The 19043-nt window shown below is 65.3% G+C and carries 15 protein-coding genes; 7 read left to right on the forward strand and 8 right to left on the reverse strand.

Features of this window, described 5'->3' with window-relative positions:
* The first annotated feature begins 14 nt into the window (after nt 1-14).
* Nucleotides 15-503 (forward strand): hypothetical protein, encoded by a 489-nt coding sequence (locus C4K40_RS16975; protein ID WP_053130446.1) that lies wholly within the window; start codon nt 15-17, stop codon nt 501-503.
* Here the strand turns inward: C4K40_RS16975 and C4K40_RS16980 are convergent.
* Together C4K40_RS16980 and C4K40_RS16985 are read right to left on the reverse strand one after the other, a co-directional pair.
* Nucleotides 494-1468, reverse strand: a complete 975-nt coding sequence (locus tag C4K40_RS16980) for a sensor domain-containing diguanylate cyclase (RefSeq protein WP_022639049.1) — start codon at nt 1466-1468, stop codon at nt 494-496. The two genes, C4K40_RS16975 and C4K40_RS16980, sit on opposite strands and share 10 nt — an antisense overlap.
* 110 nt (nt 1469-1578) lie before the next feature.
* Entirely contained in the window at nt 1579-3666 is a 2088-nt protein-coding gene (locus C4K40_RS16985; RefSeq protein WP_053130448.1) for an EAL domain-containing protein, read from the reverse strand.
* A gap of 326 nt (nt 3667-3992) precedes the next feature.
* On the opposite strand from C4K40_RS16985, the gene C4K40_RS16990 reads away from it, so the two are divergent.
* The 5 genes from C4K40_RS16990 to C4K40_RS17010 all read left to right on the forward strand — a co-directional run bounded on the left by C4K40_RS16990 (nt 3993) and on the right by C4K40_RS17010 (nt 9547).
* Entirely contained in the window at nt 3993-4526 is a 534-nt protein-coding gene (locus C4K40_RS16990; protein WP_053130451.1) for a sigma-70 family RNA polymerase sigma factor, read from the forward strand.
* A gap of 3 nt (nt 4527-4529) precedes the next feature.
* Nucleotides 4530-5507 carry a FecR domain-containing protein gene (locus tag C4K40_RS16995; protein WP_053130453.1) on the forward strand — a complete coding sequence of 326 codons (978 nt, stop codon included), beginning with the start codon at nt 4530-4532 and terminating at the stop codon, nt 5505-5507.
* A gap of 96 nt (nt 5508-5603) precedes the next feature.
* The gene (locus tag C4K40_RS17000; protein ID WP_053130456.1) at nt 5604-8075 is read left to right on the forward strand and encodes a TonB-dependent siderophore receptor; all 2472 of its coding nucleotides are present in this window, start codon (nt 5604-5606) and stop codon (nt 8073-8075) included.
* Nucleotides 8076-8159: 84 nt separating this feature from the next.
* The gene (locus C4K40_RS17005; RefSeq protein ID WP_053131386.1) at nt 8160-8663 is read left to right on the forward strand and encodes a VOC family protein; all 504 of its coding nucleotides are present in this window, start codon (nt 8160-8162) and stop codon (nt 8661-8663) included.
* 47 nt (nt 8664-8710) lie between these two features.
* Nucleotides 8711-9547 (forward strand): AraC family transcriptional regulator, encoded by an 837-nt coding sequence (locus tag C4K40_RS17010; RefSeq protein WP_022639056.1) that lies wholly within the window; start codon nt 8711-8713, stop codon nt 9545-9547.
* Here C4K40_RS17010 and C4K40_RS17015 read toward each other — a convergent pair.
* Nucleotides 9540-10124, reverse strand: a complete 585-nt coding sequence (locus C4K40_RS17015) for a LysE family translocator (RefSeq protein WP_053130458.1) — start codon at nt 10122-10124, stop codon at nt 9540-9542. The two genes, C4K40_RS17010 and C4K40_RS17015, sit on opposite strands and share 8 nt — an antisense overlap.
* Nucleotides 10125-10217: 93 nt before the next feature.
* Nucleotides 10218-11783, reverse strand: a complete 1566-nt coding sequence (locus tag C4K40_RS17020) for a PAS domain-containing methyl-accepting chemotaxis protein (RefSeq protein WP_053131389.1) — start codon at nt 11781-11783, stop codon at nt 10218-10220.
* Between the two features lie 599 nt (nt 11784-12382).
* Between C4K40_RS17020 and dapA the strand changes: the two genes are divergently transcribed.
* Nucleotides 12383-13243 (forward strand): 4-hydroxy-tetrahydrodipicolinate synthase, encoded by an 861-nt coding sequence (gene dapA / locus C4K40_RS17025; RefSeq protein WP_053130461.1) that lies wholly within the window; start codon nt 12383-12385, stop codon nt 13241-13243.
* Between the two features lie 45 nt (nt 13244-13288).
* Here dapA and C4K40_RS17030 read toward each other — a convergent pair whose 3' ends face one another.
* From C4K40_RS17030 to C4K40_RS17045, 4 genes are all read right to left on the reverse strand, one after another.
* Nucleotides 13289-13945 (reverse strand): ribonuclease T2, encoded by a 657-nt coding sequence (locus tag C4K40_RS17030; protein ID WP_053130464.1) that lies wholly within the window; start codon nt 13943-13945, stop codon nt 13289-13291.
* A gap of 371 nt (nt 13946-14316) precedes the next feature.
* On the reverse strand, nt 14317-16887 hold the full coding sequence (locus tag C4K40_RS17035; RefSeq protein WP_053130466.1) for an EAL domain-containing protein: 2571 nt from the start codon (nt 16885-16887) through the stop codon (nt 14317-14319).
* 218 nt (nt 16888-17105) lie between these two features.
* The gene (gene nudK, locus C4K40_RS17040) at nt 17106-18059 is read right to left on the reverse strand and encodes a GDP-mannose pyrophosphatase NudK (protein ID WP_022644079.1); all 954 of its coding nucleotides are present in this window, start codon (nt 18057-18059) and stop codon (nt 17106-17108) included.
* Nucleotides 18056-19042, reverse strand: a complete 987-nt coding sequence (locus tag C4K40_RS17045) for an SMI1/KNR4 family protein (protein ID WP_053130469.1) — start codon at nt 19040-19042, stop codon at nt 18056-18058. The genes nudK and C4K40_RS17045 overlap by 4 nt, the downstream gene beginning before the upstream one ends.
* Between the last annotated feature and the right edge of the window lies 1 nt (nt 19043).

Raw genomic sequence — 19043 nt, forward strand, 5'->3', positions numbered from 1 at the left:
GACATGCTGAATCCATGCATGACAAACAATGGGCCATGATGGCCCTGGGCGGTCTTTTCGCAATGAGCGTCCAAGCCCAACCAACGACTTTCCAGCCGGACAAGCACACCACCGTCACGCTTGCCCTGCATGGCCAGCAGGTCAGCCTGGAAATACAACGCAACGGTCACACCCAATCCAGAGAACTGCGGGTGCAGGCCGAAAAGCCGCTGCACATCGAGCTCGACGATTTCAACTTCGATGGGGCCGGCGACTTCGCCATCTGGCATGTCGATGATGGGATGGGTACTTACACGATCCACCGGGTGTTCATCTACAACCCGACGCAGGGCCAGTTCGTCGAGCGATTTCCCGCCTGCGGCGATGAATTCCTCAATCTCAAGGTCAACAAGCCCGGGAAATTCCTGGTCAGTACCTACTATCAGGGCAACATCCCAAGACGCTGCCTGACGCGGCCGGACCAGGCTCCGGGGCCTGAGCCACTGTCTGCCGATCAGTCTTGACGCTGGCGCTTGCTGGCCTGCTTTTGCAGGTACATGGCCTTGTCGGCATCGGCCAGCAACGCCTCCACGTCCGGATGGCGCTCGGCGTTGTATTCGATCTGGCCGACGCTGAAGCGAATGTCGTAGCCGCGCTTCAAGGTGGCATTGCGTTCATCGAGGATCTCGCGCAATCGGGCCATGATGTTCGAGGTTTCCACATGATCGGCGGCGGTCAGTAGGACCACGAACTCATCGCCACCCAGGCGACCGACCACATCGCTCTCGCGAAAGGCGATGCGCAGCACGTCGGCGAAGGTCTTCAGCGCACCATCGCCCTCGGCATGGCCATAGGTGTCGTTGATCTGCTTGAAATCGTTGAGATCGAAGAACAGCAGGGTCGCCGGCTTGTCCAGGCGCTTGCAGACTCCCAGCGCATGCCGGGCCAGGGCCTCGAAACCACGACGGTTGGACAGCAGGGTCAGCTCATCCATGCTGGCCATCTGCACCGCCGCCAGCTCCTGCTCGGCCATGCGCGCCAGGTCCCGCAGCAGCGCCCGCTCCTCGTCGTCCAGGTCCCGGGGCTTGACGTCGATCAGGCACAAGGTGCCCAGCTTGCTGCCGTTGGCCACCGTCAGCGGGCAGCCGGCGTAGAAGCGGATTCCGGGATCGCCCACCACCAGCGGGTTGTCATGGAAACGCACGTCCTGCTCGGCATCGCACACCGTGAGGATCTGGTCGCCAAGGATCGCATGTCCGCAGAACGAGATATCCCGTGGCGTTTCGCTGGCATCCAGGCCCGCGCAGGACTTGAACCACTGGCGATCGCCGTCCACCAGGCTGACCAACGCGATGGGCACGTTGAACAAGCGCTTGGCCAGCCGGGTCAGGCGATCGAAACGCTCCTCCGGCGGGGTGTCGAGGACATTCAGCGCCCGCAAGGTCTGGATCCGCAGGGCCTCATTGTTGGGTTTGCTTGGGTACAACATCGCTGACTCCATTCGCGGCTAAGACGTCAAGCGTAGTTCAAAATGCCCGGAGCCAGGGCAAAACGGGCCTGCGCCTGCCCCCGGGGGCCAGGGCACGAAGGCCTGGGGCATCAGTCATCGCCGGGCGCCTGGGCGGCCTGGGCCCTCTGGCTGGCGAACCCGGGAATCTGCGCGCCCGGCAGCGCCTTGCTGTAGTACCAGCCCTGGATAATCAGCTCCGAGCTCGACTGCAGGAACTCCAGCTGCTCCTGAGTCTCCACCCCCTCCACTACCACCTTGAGGCCCAGGGTCTCGCAAAAACGCAGCAAGCCGTTGAGGACCTGGGCACCCTGGGGCTCACGCTGGGCCAGGACGAAGCTGCGGTCGATCTTGATGCCGTCCACCGGGAACTGGTGCAGGTAGCTCAGGGCCGAGAAACCGGTACCGAAATCATCGATGTAGACCTTCGCCCCCAGGGCGTGCAACTGCTCGATCCAGCGCAAGGTACGCAGCGCGTCGCCCACCAGGGCATCCTCGGTGATCTCCACCGACACCTGGCCGCGGGCCCGGCCCAGGATGTCCAGCAAGCGCTCGCCATGCTCCGCCGAGGCCAGGGTAGCGCTGGAGACATTGATGGTGATCGGCAACTCGAAGCCATTGCGGCGCCAGAGCAAGTGCTGGCGCACCGCCTGGGAGGCGACCCAGAAATCCACCTCGGGCATCAGCCCGGCCTGGCCCAGCCACTGCAGCAACTCCCAGGGCAGGCGCACCTGGCCATCGCCGTCGCGCGCGCGCATCAGCGCCTCGCAACCGGTGCAGCGGCCCGTGTCCTTGGACACCTGGGGCTGGTACTCCAGATGGAAGTCGTACTCGCTCAATTGCTGGATCCGCGCCAGTTGCAGGGACTGCCGGGCGGTTTCCTTGTAGGACGCGACCATCGGGTCCAGTTCGAACAGCCGGCTACGCTCCTCGAGGCCACGGAACGTGGTGTCGAAAGTCTTCAGGTAGACCTGCTCGCCAGCCTCGCCCTGATGGTGAAGGCTGCGGATATAGGGGATGTAGATCAGGGTGCCGACACCCAGCAGCACCAGTTGCAGGAGCACCGCGCCCCAGTCGCCCTGGGTGCTGAGGTAAGCGTTGAGCAGCACCGGTGAGGTGAAGGGCACTTCCACCAGCGCCGGGCTCACCCAACCCAGCTGCACCACTAGCAGTGCCAGGCTGACGTTGACCATGGGCACCAGCATGAAAGGCACCAGCAGCCTCGGGTTGAGGATGATCGGCAGGCCGAACAACAGCAGCTCGTTGACGTTGAACAGCGACAGCGCCAGGCTCGCCAAGGCCAGCAGGCGCAGGGAGCGGATGCTGGAGAACCCGAGGATAGCCAACACCAGCGCCAGGGAGCCGCCGGAACCGCCAATGAAGGCGAAACACCCCAGCAGGCCGCTGTTGAGGGCGTAACGCAGCGGTTGGCCGGCGGCCTGGTCCGCGGCATTGAGCGCCACCGCCTGGTCCATCACCTCCATGAAGGGTTGCAGGGCGTGGGTGCCGTGGATGCCGAAGAACCACAACAGCGAATTGCCCAGGGTCAGCGCCACGCCGCTGAGGTAGGGATTGCCCAGGTCCTTGAGGTCCAGCGGCTGCTGGATGTAGGCGAAGTCCTGGATCTGCAGCAGCGACTGCAAGACCGCCACCAGCAACAACGAGGTGAAGATCCCCGGCAGCACCATGTTGATGGTGCCCTTGAGGTTGTGCCCCACCAGGTCCTCGTCCAGCAGCCTGGTCCAGCGCTGGCGGTGCAGCCTGGCCATGATGGGCACGTTGACCAGCGGCGAGGCGATGGCGATGAACAGCACGAAGCTCGCCGCCGCCAGCGGGTAGTCATGCAGCATGTAGATGGCGATCACCACGTAGGACAGGCACAGGAAAGCCACCGGCAGCTGCGGCAGGCGGTACTGGAGCGCCAGCATGTAGCCGATGGACGCTGCCACCAACAGTGGAATGATCGAATTGATGCGCTCGTGCAGGCCGGCCAGCAGCTGCATCAGTTCCCTCGGTGCCCCCAGGACCTGGGCACATTGCGCGAGGATCAGCAGCAACGCCGAGAGCAGCAGGCAGGGCAATAGCCAGAGCAGGCCTTCGCGGATCGAACGCAGGGATTCGGCACCCGCCAGGAGCGCCAGACGATGGGTGAAAAACAGCTTGAATCGCGGTCCGCGCATCAGCTTCCCCCCTTTGCAGTCACTGCCGGCCTGATACCACCAGGGGCGTCCCGTCTTGTCTCGCCCCGGTACTGCGGCACATCGCCGTACCCTGAGACTGAAAGCGAAGATACCACTTAAGAAACCCCTTCCAGCAAGCACTGAATAGCCAGGCCCAGGATCTTTCATCGCTTCATACACGCCAGGCCCGGCGGCAATTTAACCCATACGCTCAAACACCGCCCATTGCAGCGCAGCGGCTCGATATCGTTTGCAGGGGCCAGGGGCTTTTGATTTAATCGCGATCAATTCCCATTTACACCCAGCTCGCCACCGGATACCGCCTCTTGTCCTCCCCTCCACTCGCCAGTCCCGTCTCGGTGCATAACCTCTACGACGCCCATCACCACTGGCTCTACGAGATGCTGCGCCGGCGCCTGAACCATGCCTGGGATGCCGCTGACCTGGCCCACGACATTTTTGTCCGGGTGCTCAAGCGCCCACCCGAGCTGCACGACGAGGTCCACCAGCGCTCCTATCTCGCCACCGTGGCCCGGGGCCTATGCATCGACCACTGGCGCCGCCGACAACTGGAACAGGCCTGGCAACAGGCCCTGGCGGCGCGGCCACAGGCAGTGCAACCGTCCCTGGAACAACGAGCGATCATTGTCGAGACCTTGCATGAAGTGGACGCCATGCTCAGCCGCCTGCCGGCCAAGGTGCGCGCGGCGTTCATCCTGGCGCAACTGCACGGCCGGCCCTACAAGGCGATTGCCGAGGAACTGGCAGTGTCGGAACGCATGGTCAAGAAGTACCTGGCCCAGGCTCTGCTGCATTGTGCGGTGCTGGAGGCCGAGCTCGACGGCCTGTTGGTGGAGTGACCCATGGACCAGCAATCCAGCGGCCGGCTCAGCCATGCCAGCCTGCAACAAGCGGCGCATTGGTATGTGCAACTGCAGGATCAGGCCAGCAGCGACGAACAGCACCGCCAATGGCAAGCCTGGTTCGAACACAGTGCGGAACATCGCCAGGCCTGGGCCTATGTCGAACGGATCCACCAGCGCCTGTTACCGCTGCAGGAAACCAATACCCGCCAGCCCGCCAGCCAGGCGCTGCGCAGTAACCGGCGCGCGCCCCTGGCACGACGCCAGGTGCTCGGTGCGCTACTGCTGGCCGGCCTGGGCTGGAGTACGTGGCGCGGCACCGCCCTGCCCCAGGCCCTGAGCCGCTGGCGCGCGGACTACGCCACTGGCACCGGGGAAATCCGCGACACCCTGCTCAGCGATGGCACGCACCTGTGGCTCAACGCGCTGAGCGCCGTGGATGTGCTCTACAGCAGCGAGCAACGACTGCTGGCATTACGCCTGGGGGAAATCCTCATCGACACCGCCAAGGACCCGCAGCGCCCGTTCCTGGTGCAGACCGATCACGGACGCCTGCGCGCCCTGGGAACCCGTTTCAGCGTGCGCTGCAACGCCAGCGACAGCCAGCTCAATGTCTACGCCGGCGCCGTGGAAGTACGCAGCACCGATGGCCGGCAGGTACAGGTGGTAAATGCCGGCCAGCAATTGCGCTTCGACAACCTGTCCCAGGGACAACTGCAGGCCGCCAGCTCTGCCCGCCAAGCCTGGAGTCGTGGCCTGCTGCTGGCCGACAACCTGCCCCTGGAGCAGTTGCTGGAAGAGCTGGGGCGCTATCGCGGCGGCCACCTGGGTTGCGATCCGGCCATCGCCCGCCTGCCGGTGATGGGCTCCTTCCCCCTGCACGATCCCGACCAGGCCCTGACCCTGCTGGAAGCGGCGTTACCAGTGCGGGTCCGGCGCCTGGCCTCTTGGTGGGTGACCCTGGAGCCGCGAACCTGAGGCTGATGTTTTTTTTGCATGACCGGTTCCCTTTTGCCGTTGGCGTTCGGTCAACCCGGTAACAGTCCTCACATTGCCGATCCACAAGGGAACCCCATGCCATCACCCAGCCGTTCGCGCCTGCCCTTCCATACCCTGCCCCTGTGCGCCGCGCTGCTATGCGCCGCTCCCTGGGTCCATGCCGCGCCGGAGGGTGGTGACAGCCAGGGCGCAGCCATGCGCCGCAACTACAGCATCGGTCCCGGGCCGCTGGTCACCGTGCTCAACCGCTTCGCCGAGCAAAGCACGCTGTTCATCGCCGGGCACAACGACCTGGCGGCGGGCAAGCAAAGTCCCGGCCTGAACGGTAGCTACAGCGTCGCAGAAGGCCTGCAACTGCTGCTGGCGAACTCCGGCCTGCAGGCCCAGGCGGTCAGCGGCGGCTATGTACTCAAGGTGCTTCCCGCCAACAACGGTTCACTGCAGCTGGGCGCCACGCAGATTTCCGCCCAGGCCCTGGGCAATGTCACCGAAGACAGCCACAGCTACACTACCGGCGCCAGCGCCTCGGCCACCGGTCTCAACCTGTCACTGCGCGAAACCCCGCAAACAGTGACCGTGGTCACCCGCCAGCAGATGGACGACCAGGGCGCTACCAGCATCGCCGACACCTTGCGCCGGGCCCCCGGCGTCAGCGTGCAGAACTACGACAGCGAGCGCTGGGAGTTCTCCAGCCGCGGCATGCCCATCACCAATTTCCAGTACGACGGAGTCAACGCCACCTACGACGGGGTCTACGACTACGGCACCACCAGCACCGACATGGCGACCTTCGACCGAGTGGAGATCATCAAGGGCGCCACCGGCCTGATGACCGGCTCCGGCGATCCTTCAGCCACCGTCAACCTGATCCGCAAGCGGCCGACCAAAGAGTTCAAGGCCTCGGTCACCGGCACGGTCGGCTCCTGGGACAACTATCGCAGTGAAGGGGATATCTCCGGCCCGCTGAGCGAAACAGGCAAGCTGCGCGGACGTTTTGTCGGGGTCTACCAGGACCGCAGCTCCTACCTCGACCATTACCAGAACACCAAGGACATCGCCTACGGCGTGCTCGAGGCCGACCTCACCCCGGACACCCTGCTGACCATAGGCCTGGACCAGCAGAACACGCGCTCCCGGGGCGCCACCTGGACCGGCTTCCCGATGTACTTCGGCAACGGCTCGCGGACCCACTTCTCCCGTTCGTTCAACCCGGCTACCGACTGGAGCCGCCGCGACTTCAAGAACCAGACCCTGTTCACCTCCGTGGAACAACAACTGGCCCACGACTGGACCTTGAAGGTCAGCTACGACCGCCTGCGCCGCCAGCACGACACCCTGTTGGGTTCGGCCAGCGGCGGCAACCCGGACCAGGCCACAGGCAACGGCATGTTCATGTACATGGGCAAGTTCAAGGGCGAACAGGTGCAAGACAACCTCGACATCAACCTGCACGGCCCCTTCAGCCTGTTCGGCCGCGAGCACGAGCTGATCGCCGGTTTCATGTTGATGAACGCCAAGCAGGACATCCCGGTCCACGGCTCGGTTTACCCGCCGGTGGGCGGCAGCATCTACGACTGGCGCGGCGAGTTCGCCAAGCCGGACATCCCGAAGATCGGCGACAACGACATCCTCCAGCGCCAGACCGGCGCCTACCTGGCCACCCGGCTCAAGCCCAGCGACGACCTGGCGGTGATCCTCGGCACCCGGGTCAGCGACTTCAAGGGCATCGACAACACCCGCTACTTCGACCCCGGCCAGGCCGATGCACGCCAGCGCTACCAGCAGACCGGGGTCGTCACCCCTTACGCTGGGCTGGTCTACGACCTCGATGAGCGCTATTCGCTGTACACCAGCTACACCAGCATCTACCAACCACAGATGAGCAAGGGTGTCGACGGCAAGATCCTCGACCCTGTGCAGGGCGACAGCTACGAAGCCGGGATCAAGGCCGAATACCTGGACGGTCGGGTCAACGCCAGCTTCGCGGTCTTCCACACCGAGCAGGACAACGTCGCGCAACTGGTGGACGGCTGGGGCATCGATGCCATCTACCGCCCGACCAAGGGCGCGACCACCAAGGGCTTCGAAATCGAGGTGGCCGGCGAACTGCGCGAAGGCTGGAACCTGTCCGCCGGCTACAGCTACAACCACACCCGCGATGCCAACCACGACTACGTCTACGGCTCGGTCCTGCAGACCACCGAACCACAGCAAGTGGCACGGCTGTTCAGCACCTACCGCCTGCCTGGCGCCTGGGAACGCCTGACCTTGGGCGGCGGGGTCAACTGGCAGAGCCAGTTCTTCGGCAAGGTCTACCAGCCCGACCCGAACGACACGGTCAATGGCGGGCACGACTCGCGTATTGCCCAGGATGGTTATTTCCTGGTGGATGCCATGGCGCGCTATCAGTTCAGCCAGCACCTGAGCTCCACGCTGAACGTGAAGAACCTCTTCGACAAGAAGTACTACACCGGCATCGGCAACTTCGGCACCGGCTTCTACGGCGAACCGCGCAGCCTGCAACTGGCCACCCGCTGGGATTTCTAACCCGGCCCGATCCACGGTAACCCGCCTCGCCAGCGGGTTGACTACGCTTATGCAAGCGTGATCAACCCGCAGAGGGCCGGCACCATGCAACGCATCCAGACCATCACGCCCTGCCTGTGGTTCGACCACCAGGCCCAGGAGGCCGCGCAGTTCTACTGCTCGATCTTCGAGCGCTCGCGCATCACCCACGTGAGCCACTACGGCAAGGCCGGCTTCGAGCTCCATGGCCGACCCGAAGGCTCGGTGATGAGCGTGGTGTTCGAACTCGACGGCCAGGCCTTCACCGCGCTCAACGGCGGCCCGGCCTTCACCTTCAACGAAGCCATATCGCTGCAGGTGCATTGCCGGACCCAGGCCGAACTGGACCACTACTGGAATGCCCTGGGTTTTGGCGGCCCGCCACAGGCCCAGCAATGCGGCTGGCTCAAGGACCGCTTCGGCCTGTCCTGGCAGATCGTGCCGCAGGTCCTGGCACAGATGATGTGCGACCCCGACCCGAGCCGCTCACAACGAGTGATGCAAGCCCTGCTGGGCATGAAGAAACTGGATATCCAGCGCCTGCAACGCGCCTTCGATGGCAAATCCTGAGCCATCCCCTCTACAATCGCCGGCACCCTGGACAATGGACGGCCCTGATGAAGAGCGCCCTGCACCCTGACATCGCCCCGCGTTTCTGGCGCGACCCGGCCCTGCCCTTCATCGAGGCCCGGTCCATCGCCGATGGACACAAGGTCTGCTACAACCGCCATGCCCATGAGCAGTTCTCCATCGGCTGCATCACCGCGGGCCAGAGCACCTACCTCAGCGAAGGCGAACAGTGGCGGGTCGGAACCGGCACCGTGGTGTTGATGAACCCCGGCGTGGTGCATGCCTGCAACCCGATCGACGACCAACCCTGGTCTTATCGCATGCTCTACGTCGATACCCCCTGGCTGACCGCCTTGCAGCATGAGCTGGGCTTCGATACGGCTTCGGGCTTTCGTCCTTTCAGTGCCACCCACAGCGACGATCCGCAATTGTTTGCCGAGCTCCAGACGCTGTACCAGGTCCTGGTGGACGAACGCGGCGATACCCTGCACAAGCACAACTGTGCCGTGGCGTTCTTCAGTGACCTGCACCAGCGCCTGAACCCGGCCGACAGCCTCCTCCGGGACAGCAACGAAAAGCTCGAGCGCGCCGCCCGCTACATCCGCCAGCACTGCACCGAGCCCCTGGTCCTGGAAGATATCTGCCAGGCTGCCCAACTCTCGGCCTCCTACCTGACCCGCGCCTTTGGCCAGCGGTTCGGCATGCCGCCCCATGCCTACCTGGTCAACCAGCGGGTGCAGTTCGCCCAGGCCCGCCTGCGCAGCGGTGCATCGATCGCCGAGGTGGCCCTGGAGGCCGGCTTTGCCGACCAGGCGCACTTCCAGCGGGCGTTCAAGCAGCACTTGGCCGCGACGCCCGGACAGTACCAGCAAGGCCTCAGGTAAACAGGTACGCCGCGCTGACCGCCAGCAATGCAGCCATGCTGCGATTGAACAGGCGCATGCCCGCAGGATTGTCCAGGTAGTGGCGCAGGAAACTGCCGGCATAGGCCCAGCAGGCAACCGACAGGTAGCAGATAACGAGATACACCGCGGCGAACAGCCAGACCAGCCGCGTATCGCCGTCGGCGGCAAACGCCCCGATGCCGGCCACGCAGGCCAGCCAGGCCTTGGGATTGAGCCACTGCATCAGGGCACCGTACCAGGCCGAAGGTGCGCGGACCTGGCCGTCGGTAGCCACTCGACCATCATCCCGGACCAGCTTCCAGGCCATGTACAGCAGGAACGCCACGCCAAACAGGCGGATGCCCTGGGTCAGCACCGGCCACTGGCGCAACAGTTCGTTCAACCCCAGGCCCGTCAGTACCAGCAGCAAGGTAAAGCCCAGGGTCGCGCCAGCGACGTGGCTCAGGCTGGCCTTGAAGCCGAAACGGGCCCCGCTGCCCAGGGCCAGGATATTCACCGGCCCCGGGGTAATGGATGCAGCCAGGGCAAAGGCCGCCATGGAAAACACTACGCTCATCTCTCGCCTCTCTTGTCCGGGTCGAATCGACCGCCCACAGATTACGAAGCGAGCAACATCACGTATTGAAGAAAACAACCCTGCAATCGTCGTTCAGCTATTGAAGCGCGTGACCAGGGCATTGAGCTCATGGGCCGTGGACTCAAGGTCGCCGCCGATGCTGCAGGAGTGCACGGCGATATCGGCGTTCTGGTCCGAGACCCGGGCGATATTGGTGATCTGCCCGGAAATCTCCTCGGCCACATGGGCCTGCTGCTCGGAAGCGGCGGCCATCTGCTGGCTCATCTGCTGGATGCGCTCCATCGCCGTATTGATGCCATCCAGCGCCTGTTCGGTGCTGATCACCTGGGCCACTCCGGAGCGCGCCTCGACACTGCCCTGGCGCGCCACTTCCACCGCCTGGCTGGCCACCTCCTGCAAGGTGGCGATGATCTGCTGGATGCTCTGGGTCGACTCCCGGGTCTTGGATGCCAGGGCCCTTACCTCATCGGCCACCACGGCGAAGCCACGCCCCTGCTCTCCGGCGCGGGCAGCCTCGATGGCGGCATTGAGCGCCAAGAGGTTGGTCTGCTCGGCGATGGAATGAATCATGTTCGCCGCCAGCTGGATCGACTGGGTCTCGTCGGCCAGGCCCTGGACCGACTGGCTGACCGTGTCCACGGTAGCGGCCAGCTTCTCGATCATGACCCGGGTCCGCCGGGCTTCCTCGGAACCGACATGGGTCAGCTCGTTGACCCGGTCGGCCGCCGAGGCGGTGTCCTGCACATGCACCGAGACCTGGGCAATGGACGCCGCCATCTGGTTCATCGCCGTGGCCGCCATGTCCGCCTCGTCACGCTGCTTGCCCAGGGCCGACTCTGCCTGGCGCGACAGGTTCTGGCTGGTGGAAGCCAGCTCCGCGGCCTGGTTGGCATAGTCCCCGAGACGGCTCAGGGCGGTACGGATCTTCGCCGCCTCGCTGATCAGGATCATCTGCAGGCGCGCCACCGGCCCACGCTCGTCGGTATAGGTGCGGGCGATCAGTTCGCTATCGAAGCTGCCCAGGGACACCGCGCTGATGCGCGCCAGCAACCGCCGGGTGCGATATGCACCATGGGCCTGCACGGCGAACAGCCCGGCCACGGCGCAAGCCAATCCGGCCCAGGGTCCACCCAGCCAGCTGGCCAGGGCAATGGCTGCCAGGGCGAGCAGCGGCGGTAGCAGGATCTCGCCAGCCACCAGCAGCCGCTGGCTCCAGGGCATGGCCATGTCGGCGCCGCGCATGCGCTGGTAGAGGGCCGCGGCCCGCTCGACCTGCTCGCGCTCGGGCTTGACCCGCACCGACTCGTAGCCGGTGATCACGCCTGCGCTGAAAATCGGCGTGACATAGGCATTGACCCAGTAGTGGTCGCCGTTCTGGCAGCGATTCTTGACGATGCCCATCCAGCTCTTGCCGTCCTTGAGGTAGGACCACATATGGGCGAATACCGCTGGCGGCATGTCCGGGTGGCGCACGATATTGTGCGGGCTGCCGATCAGTTGTTCGCGGGTGAAACCGCTGACCTCGACGAACTCGTCGTTGCAGTAGGTCAGCTTGCCGTGGGAGTCGGTGGCGGAGATGAGCCGCTGCTCGGCGGGGAACACCCGCTCGCGCTGGGTCACTGGGAGATTGTTCTTCACCTTGAAAAAACCTCGCAGGAAGTCTGTTGATTGCCCGTCATGATCGAACCGCAACTGCGCATCCTGCGATGACTCGAAGACTGCTCCTGCCCCCGGCAAGACTTCCCCGGCAGTCGGCGCCGGTGGAGTCGAGTGTAGATAGCGCCTTGGCGAGCGCTATCGAATGTGCGGTGTGGACAGGAACGATCCGGCAACAATCTGCAAGACTCTTGATATGGATCAATACGTAGCCTGGCAACTGAAAACCTTTCAGAGAAAGCTTCGTGATGGTGTAGCACAAGCCTGGCCCCGGGACCCTGCGCCGCACCCGGGGAGGATTGACAAAACGCCGGACGGTTCCTGAAACTGGGCGCCTTGTTTGCGAGCCGGCCACTACCATGCCCCACGCCACCCTCCACGTACCGCGCGCCATTGGCCAAGTTGCCAAGGCCCCGACGTGGATGGCCTGCAGCCGCAAATCGAAGAAACAGCCGCTCATGTGACCGGGGCGCTGTGTCCCGTCAGATGAGCTGACAGGACCTCGCTACGGAACACCCCTTGCCGACCGCCCTTCTACTCTTCTGACGACGACCCGACGGTCAAGCACCAGGAGAATATGCATGTCATCGTTTCACGGTATCTGGGTCCCCATTGTCACTCCTTTTCGCCACGGCGCCATCGATTTCACCGCCCTGCGCCGCCTTGCCGCCCACCTGCTGGAGAGCGGCGTTACCGGCCTGGTAGCCTGCGGCACCACCGGTGAAGCCGCCGCCCTGGACAAGGACGAGCAACTGGCGGTGCTCGACGCACTGGTGGAGCTGGCGCCCCCCGGGAAAGTGCTCATGGGGCTGGCTGGCAACAACCTGCCGGCCCTGCTGGACCTGCAACAGCGCATCCTGGAACGTCCGGTGGCCGGCCTGCTGGTGCCGGCGCCCTACTACATCCGTCCCTCCCAGGCTGCCCTGGAAAGCTTCTTCGGCTGCGTCGCCGATGCGTCCAGCGTGCCGCTGATCATCTACGACATCCCGTATCGCACCGGAGTGACCCTGAACCAGCAGACTTTGCTGGCGATCGTCCGCCACCCGCAGGTCGCGGCGGTCAAGGACTGTGGTGGCAATCTGGAAAAGACCCTGGCAGTGCTGGCCAGCGGCGACGCGCAGGTGCTGTGCGGCGAGGACCTGCAACTGTTCAACGCGCTCTGCCTGGGCGCCAGCGGCGCGATCGCCGCCTCGGCGCATATCCGCCCCGAGTTGTTCGTGCAGTTACAACGCCAGGTTGCGGATCAACAGTTGGAAGCCGCCCGCGCCACCTTCATGCGCCTGGCGCCATTGATCCAGGGCTTGTTCAGCGAGCCCAATCCGGCACCGGTCAAGGCCTTGCTGGCCCATCAGGGATTGCTCGAAGCACAGTTGCGGGCACCGATGGAGGATTGCAGCGCAGCAACCGCCGGGCGCCTGCAGCGCCTGCTGGCCGCCCTTTAGCCCGCAAACCGGCTCCAGCCCTCGCGGCAGGAGCCGGCAGCTCGTTCAGCGCACCGGAGGAATGCGGATCTGCCCGGATCGGCACTGGGTCTTCACGCCCTTGCCGCAGTCGGCGAACTCCAGGTCCTTGCCCAGGCACACCCGCACTTCGGACAGCTCCGGCCCGCTGCACAGGACTGCCACGCCATTTTCGGTGATCCCCGGGTTGCTCTGGCGCAACTGCTGGGCGATTTGCGCCGCCTCGTAGTAACGCACGCTGGTGGAGGGTTGCAGGGTTTCTGGAATCTTCACCTTGCCCAGGGCCTGGTCGGCCTTGTCCAGGTAACCCATGGCGCCCAGGCCACTGCAGGTACCGTGCTTGCTCCACTCATGCTTGAGCAGCTTTTCGGTGGGGAACAGAGTCAGGCCCTTGGCGATTTCCTCACGGTTGAGCTGGGTCAAGGGTGGGCACGACTGCGGCCAGCCGCCCCGGCTGTATTGCGGCCACAAGCCGTGCAGGACGAAGCCGTAGCCCTTGCCCGAGCACTGCTCGTTGTCCGGATGCATCAGGCAGAAGGTCGGCGACCAGGACAGGCTCAACAAGTAATAGTCGAAGCTCCCGGCCACCGAGTCGCGTTGTTGCTTGGACGAACGCGCGTCGCTGATCCCTACCATCCCCAGGGTCAGCACCAGGGCTGCCAGCAGGGTGAAAAGCTTTCTCATCGTGACCTCTCCTTGGAAAACGGACGCGTTCCGGCCCCGGTCTCGAGGCGGCGCAGATCAAACATAGCGGATCCTTATTGGCATGCAGGCATTGCAGGAACATGACAGGAACGCCAAGGCGCCCCCGGATAGCCGGCCAGCACCGGCGCGCCAAGATACCAGTGAAACCACCCCGGCGCTGGGCTGTAACCTGCTCGATACCAGTATGCGCAATGGCACCTGGGACGGGTCAGGTCCGAGGGCAAGCGCCCTTGCGGTCAAGAATGTAGAGCCTTCAGACCTGGCTCGGCCCTATGTCTGACCACAAGAACACTGCTATGCCTATGGCTGATGATCAAGGAATCGACCTGCTTGCTGGCCGTAGCGCGCCGTCAATGGGCCGGGTCGACGCTGGCCGGCAGCCCGGCGAAGAGATCCAGCAGGTTCTGGTTCAAAAGCGGCCCGGCCAGGTAGAGCCCCTGCACTTCATCGCAGCCGATATCGCGCAGGGCCTGGAACTGTTGCTGGTCCTGCACGCCTTCGGCGACCACCCGCAACGACAAGGCGTGGCCCAGGTCGACGATCGCCTGGACGATCGAACGCCCGGCAGCGTTGCCCGCCAGGCCCGCGACGAAGCTGCGGTCGATCTTCAAGCCATCCAGGGGCAGGCTCTGCAGATGCTGCAAGGCCCAGTAGCCGGTGCCGAAATCATCCATCAACAGGCCCACGCCCAAGGTCTTGAGCCCACGCATGATGTCCAGCACCTGGCGCCGGTCGTCCAGCAGCAGCTTGTCGCTCAGTTCCAGTTCCAGGCGCCCTGCAGCCAGGCCGCTGTGCTCCAGCGCCGCCTTGACCCGCGCCACCAGCCTGGCCCGCTGGAACTCCGCGGACGACACCTTGACCGCCACCGGCAGCTCTTGCGGCCAGTCCAGCGCCGCCTGGCAGGCCGCCTGCAACACCCAGTTGCTCAGCGGCAGGATCAGCCCGCTGTCTTCGGCGATGGGTACGAACACTTCCGGCCCCAGCAGCCCGTGCCGGGGATGGGCCCAGCGCACCAATGCCTCGGCGCCCACCAGCCGATGGTCCGCCAGGCGGTAGCGCGGCAGGAATTGCAGCTGCAACTGGCCCTGGTCGATGGCCTGGCGCAAGTCCTGCTCCAGACGCCGGCGCTCGATGATCCGCGCGTTCATCTGCGCCGCATAGAAACGCCAGGTGCTGCGCCCGGCGGCCTTGGCCTCGTAGAGGGCGATATCGGCCAGGCGCAGCAATTCATCGGCCTGGGTCGCATCCGCCGGGGCCCGGGCGATGCCGATGCTGGCGCTGATGAACACTTCGTGGCCGGCCACGTAGAACGGCGCCTCGATATGCTCGATCACCCGCCGGCACAGGCCCTCGATCTCCACCTGGGCCACATGCCCCGGCACCACCAGCACGAACTCGTCGCCACCGACCCGGGCCACCAGGTCCTCGCTGCGCAGGCAACGACTCAGGCGCCGGGACACCTCGTGCAGCACCTGGTCGCCGGCGCCATGGCCCAGCAGGTCGTTCACCGGCTTGAAGCGATCGAGGTCGACGCTGAGCATCAGCAGCGGCTCCTGCAAGGATGGCGACACCAACAGCTTGCCCTCGAGGAACTCTTGCATTCGCGCCCGGTTGGCCAGCCCGGTGAGGGTGTCGTGCTGGGACAGGTATTCGATGCGCCGGCGGGCCGCGACTTCCTCGGTGATGTCGCTGGCGGTGCCGCGAAACCCGCCTTCGACCAAGGCGCGCAACGACAGGCGGCAGATCCGCGGCTGCCGGCCGCCGTCCAGGTAGGTGCATTGCAGCACCGTCCGCGCGGACTGTCCGGGTGCCGCCAGCCATTGCGACAGCGACCCCTGCTCGCTGCTGAGCAAGGTATCCAGGGGTTGGCCCAGGGTCGCATCGCGGGACAACCCGGTGACCGTCTGGAAACGCTCGGACAGGTAGGTCAGGCGCAGTTGCCCATCGACCTCCCAGATCCAGTCGGAGGCCGCCTCGGCCACATCGCGAAAGCGCGCCTCGCTGGCCGCCAGGGCCGCGCGACCGGCCTGTAGCTCGTGCATCTGCCGGTCCATGACTTGGGCTGCCAGGGCGGTCCGGCGCAGCAGGAACATTGCCAGCAATCCCACCAGCAGCCCGACCAGCAACAACAGCGGCATCACCACCACCAGCAACTGATGGCCGGGGCGGGCCGGCTGCCACTGCAAGAACCCGGCGGCGTCGGGCAAGGCCAGCCGGGGCTGGTTCCCCGGGAGCGCGGCGCCGGCCACCCGCAGTTGCTCGATCTCCAGCCCACGGCCCATGGCCAACAAGCGCGGCGGGTTGAGCCGGGCAACGAACACCAGCACCGACTGCGGCCCGTTGTCGGCGCGAACCTGGGGATCGCCGCCAGTGCCCAGCACATCGGCGGCCACCAGGGCCGGCGTGCCGCCGATGGACAAGTAGCGGCTGACCGGATGCCCGGCCGGGGTCTGGCGCGCCTGGGCCACCAACGGCGCGAGTTGCGCCCCCAGCCAGTCGCCGGCGTCCATCGCGGCCAGCTGGCCGGCCACCAGGGCATAGCGGGTGGTGCCAGCAGGGCCGATCACGAAGACGCCGTCGAAGCCCAGGTCGCGATACAGACTGGAGCCGAAGTTCTGCCGGGTGAAGGCCCAGTCGATATCCACCGCCAGGTGCAGGTTCCGGTAGGCATCGCCCCACAACGCGTAGTCCTTGATGGTGGTGCGGGTGTTACTGGCCAGGGTTTGCAGGGCCTTGTCGATATCCTGGCGGTTGTGTTGCTCGGCGCTGCGGTTCTGCTCCAGGGCGATGAACACCAGGAGCGCCGTGGTGAACAGGAACAGCGCCAGCAACAGCCCGCAGCAGCTGAGCAAGGTGACCCGGGTCAACGCCTGGTTGGAGGGGCTGAACCCTTGGGGCAGAACAGGACCGTGGTTTTCCATAGTGCTCCAGGTGCCATGACGACAGATCGACCGGCGCGTCCCTGCGGCTCCCGCGCGGCGTTCGACGAAGCTCCCGCTTGCCTATAGACGATAGACAGTATTTTTCCGCGGGGCTGGCAGGCGCCGCGCACCTGGCGTTGCACGAATGGACAGGGGCCGGCGGCACGCCCGGGCGAACCCGGGCGCCGCTGGCGCGATGGAGGGGCAGCCGGGGCGGTTCAGTTGCGCTCGACGGGGAGCACCGGCAACTGTTCGACCCCGTGGTAGATGGCCAGGCCCTGGCGCCGGGCCTGCTCGAGCATGGCGTCGCAGCCGGTCGATGGCCCGCCGATCCGCAATACCGCGTCGCAGCGCTGCAACAGGCGTTCGGCGTAGGCATGGAACCGCGCCTGGTAGATTTCATCGCCCACTGCCGTGGAGCCGGCCAGGCGCGTCATGGGCAGGGCCACCCACTCCCCCAGCAGCGGAAAATGCCCGGCGGCCAGCACCTGCGCCGCACACTGCTCCATGGCCTCGACGTTGCGCGCCAGCAGCGCCGGGTCGTCACCGGTACCGGAACGGTAAGGGCCGGCCACCAGCACCATCAGGCTGCGGGGCTTGAGCACATGCAACTGCAAGTACTGCAGGAGCATGATGGTCTTGCCGTCGGCGATTTCCCCGCTGTGGATCATGCCCAGGGCCTGGTCGATATCCAGTTCCAGGACCTCGATGTCCTCGCCTTCGTGCTCCAGGCCGCCGCCATCGTCGATCCGGTCCTCGGCCTGATAGCGGGCGATGAAGAAATGCACGCGCTCGGTCACCGAGCCGGGGCTCATGAAGGCGTCGAAGACCTTCTGCACCTCGCCGACCCGGTAGCCGGTTTCCTCCTCGGCTTCCTGGCGGATGCGCACCTCGGGGCTGGCGTTGTCCAGCAGTCCGGCGGCGGTCTCGATCAGGTAGCCGTCGTGATCGTTGACATAGGCCGGCATGCGGAACTGCCGGGTCAGCAGCACCGTGCGCCGCTCCAGGTTGTACAGCAAGATGGTGGCGCCGTTGCCACGGTCATAGACCTCGCGGGTCTGGGCCTGCCAACTGCCGTCGCGGCGGCGCAGCTCGAAGCTGTATTTCTTCAGCACATACCAGTTGTCGGAGAGGGTCTGCTCGCCGGTGATGCGGATCGAGGCCTCGCTCATGGTTGCTCCTGGAGTACCAGTGGGGTGGCGGGAAAGCCAGCCAATTGATCGAGCAGGTGCTGGCGGTATTCGGCGCTGAAGGCAAAACCACCACCGACCTGGAGCAACTGGCCGCCGGCCATCCTTGCCCGCCACCAGTCGTTGATGAAGTCAGGGGCGTAGCCACCGCTGCCGAAGCCCTTGGCGAAGGCGATCATCTCGCGGTAGTCCTGCAGGTACTGCTGTTTGCCGATGCCCCCGTGGCGTTCCTGGTACAGCCAGAACTGCAGGTCGTACAGCAGTTGCGACAACGGGTCGGCATGCAGGGCGAAGTAGCGCTTGTCCTGGACGATGCCCAGGGCGATGTGGCGGATGCGCGGGCCCAGGTCCGGCACCTGGGCGAAGTGCTCCAGCAGCTCGGCCAGCATCGGCGAGAACTCGGCGTTGGCCACCTTGTCCAGGTCATCCAGGTAGTCCTGCTCGGAGGTGTCGTAGACCTCCCAGGACACCAGGCCACGGACGAAGGTCTCGAAGTCCGGGGCCAGGACGGTCACCTCGTAGTCGCCCTCCTGGTCCACGTGCACCACTCGCGGCTCACCTTGCGGCCCGCACTCGCTGTAGTCCAGGGCCACCATGTCGTGCCCGGCGGACGGGCAGTCGCAGATGTAGATCCCCAGGTCCGGATAGCCCCAGTCCTCGATCATGAAACGGCTGCCGGAGGGTCCGCCCAGACTGTCGCCACCCTCGCGGGAGATGGCCAGGAACGAGTCGATCGCACAATGATCCTCGGCCCAGGAGGTGCCCTGCTCCACCGGGAAACAGGTGAGCTCGGGCCGCCCGCCATTGCGCAGGCGCATGAAGGCCACATAGGAATCGGGGAAGCGGTAGCCCAGTTCCTCTTGCAGTTCGGCGATCAGCTGGTCGCTGGGAGGTGGCAGGCGCTTGGCGGGATCATCCTGGCCCCAGAACTGGTCCAGGTCGATGTCATGGGGAAATTCGCTCATC

Source organism: Pseudomonas sp. CMR5c (assembly GCF_003850545.1).
GTDB lineage: Bacteria > Pseudomonadota > Gammaproteobacteria > Pseudomonadales > Pseudomonadaceae > Aquipseudomonas > Aquipseudomonas piscis.

Coding starts and splice junctions, on each gene's coding strand:
- C4K40_RS16975 (WP_053130446.1), top strand. CDS start 15: ATGCATGACAAACAATGGGCCATGATGGCCCTGGGCGGTCTTTTCGCA.
- C4K40_RS16980 (WP_022639049.1), bottom strand. CDS start 1,468: ATGTTGTACCCAAGCAAACCCAACAATGAGGCCCTGCGGATCCAGACC.
- C4K40_RS16985 (WP_053130448.1), bottom strand. CDS start 3,666: ATGCGCGGACCGCGATTCAAGCTGTTTTTCACCCATCGTCTGGCGCTC.
- C4K40_RS16995 (WP_053130453.1), top strand. CDS start 4,530: ATGGACCAGCAATCCAGCGGCCGGCTCAGCCATGCCAGCCTGCAACAA.
- C4K40_RS17000 (WP_053130456.1), top strand. CDS start 5,604: ATGCCATCACCCAGCCGTTCGCGCCTGCCCTTCCATACCCTGCCCCTG.
- C4K40_RS17005 (WP_053131386.1), top strand. CDS start 8,160: ATGCAACGCATCCAGACCATCACGCCCTGCCTGTGGTTCGACCACCAG.
- C4K40_RS17010 (WP_022639056.1), top strand. CDS start 8,711: ATGAAGAGCGCCCTGCACCCTGACATCGCCCCGCGTTTCTGGCGCGAC.
- C4K40_RS17015 (WP_053130458.1), bottom strand. CDS start 10,124: ATGAGCGTAGTGTTTTCCATGGCGGCCTTTGCCCTGGCTGCATCCATT.
- dapA (WP_053130461.1), top strand. CDS start 12,383: ATGTCATCGTTTCACGGTATCTGGGTCCCCATTGTCACTCCTTTTCGC.
- C4K40_RS17030 (WP_053130464.1), bottom strand. CDS start 13,945: ATGAGAAAGCTTTTCACCCTGCTGGCAGCCCTGGTGCTGACCCTGGGG.
- C4K40_RS17035 (WP_053130466.1), bottom strand. CDS start 16,887: ATGGAAAACCACGGTCCTGTTCTGCCCCAAGGGTTCAGCCCCTCCAAC.
- nudK (WP_022644079.1), bottom strand. CDS start 18,059: ATGAGCGAGGCCTCGATCCGCATCACCGGCGAGCAGACCCTCTCCGAC.
- C4K40_RS17045 (WP_053130469.1), bottom strand. CDS start 19,042: ATGAGCGAATTTCCCCATGACATCGACCTGGACCAGTTCTGGGGCCAG.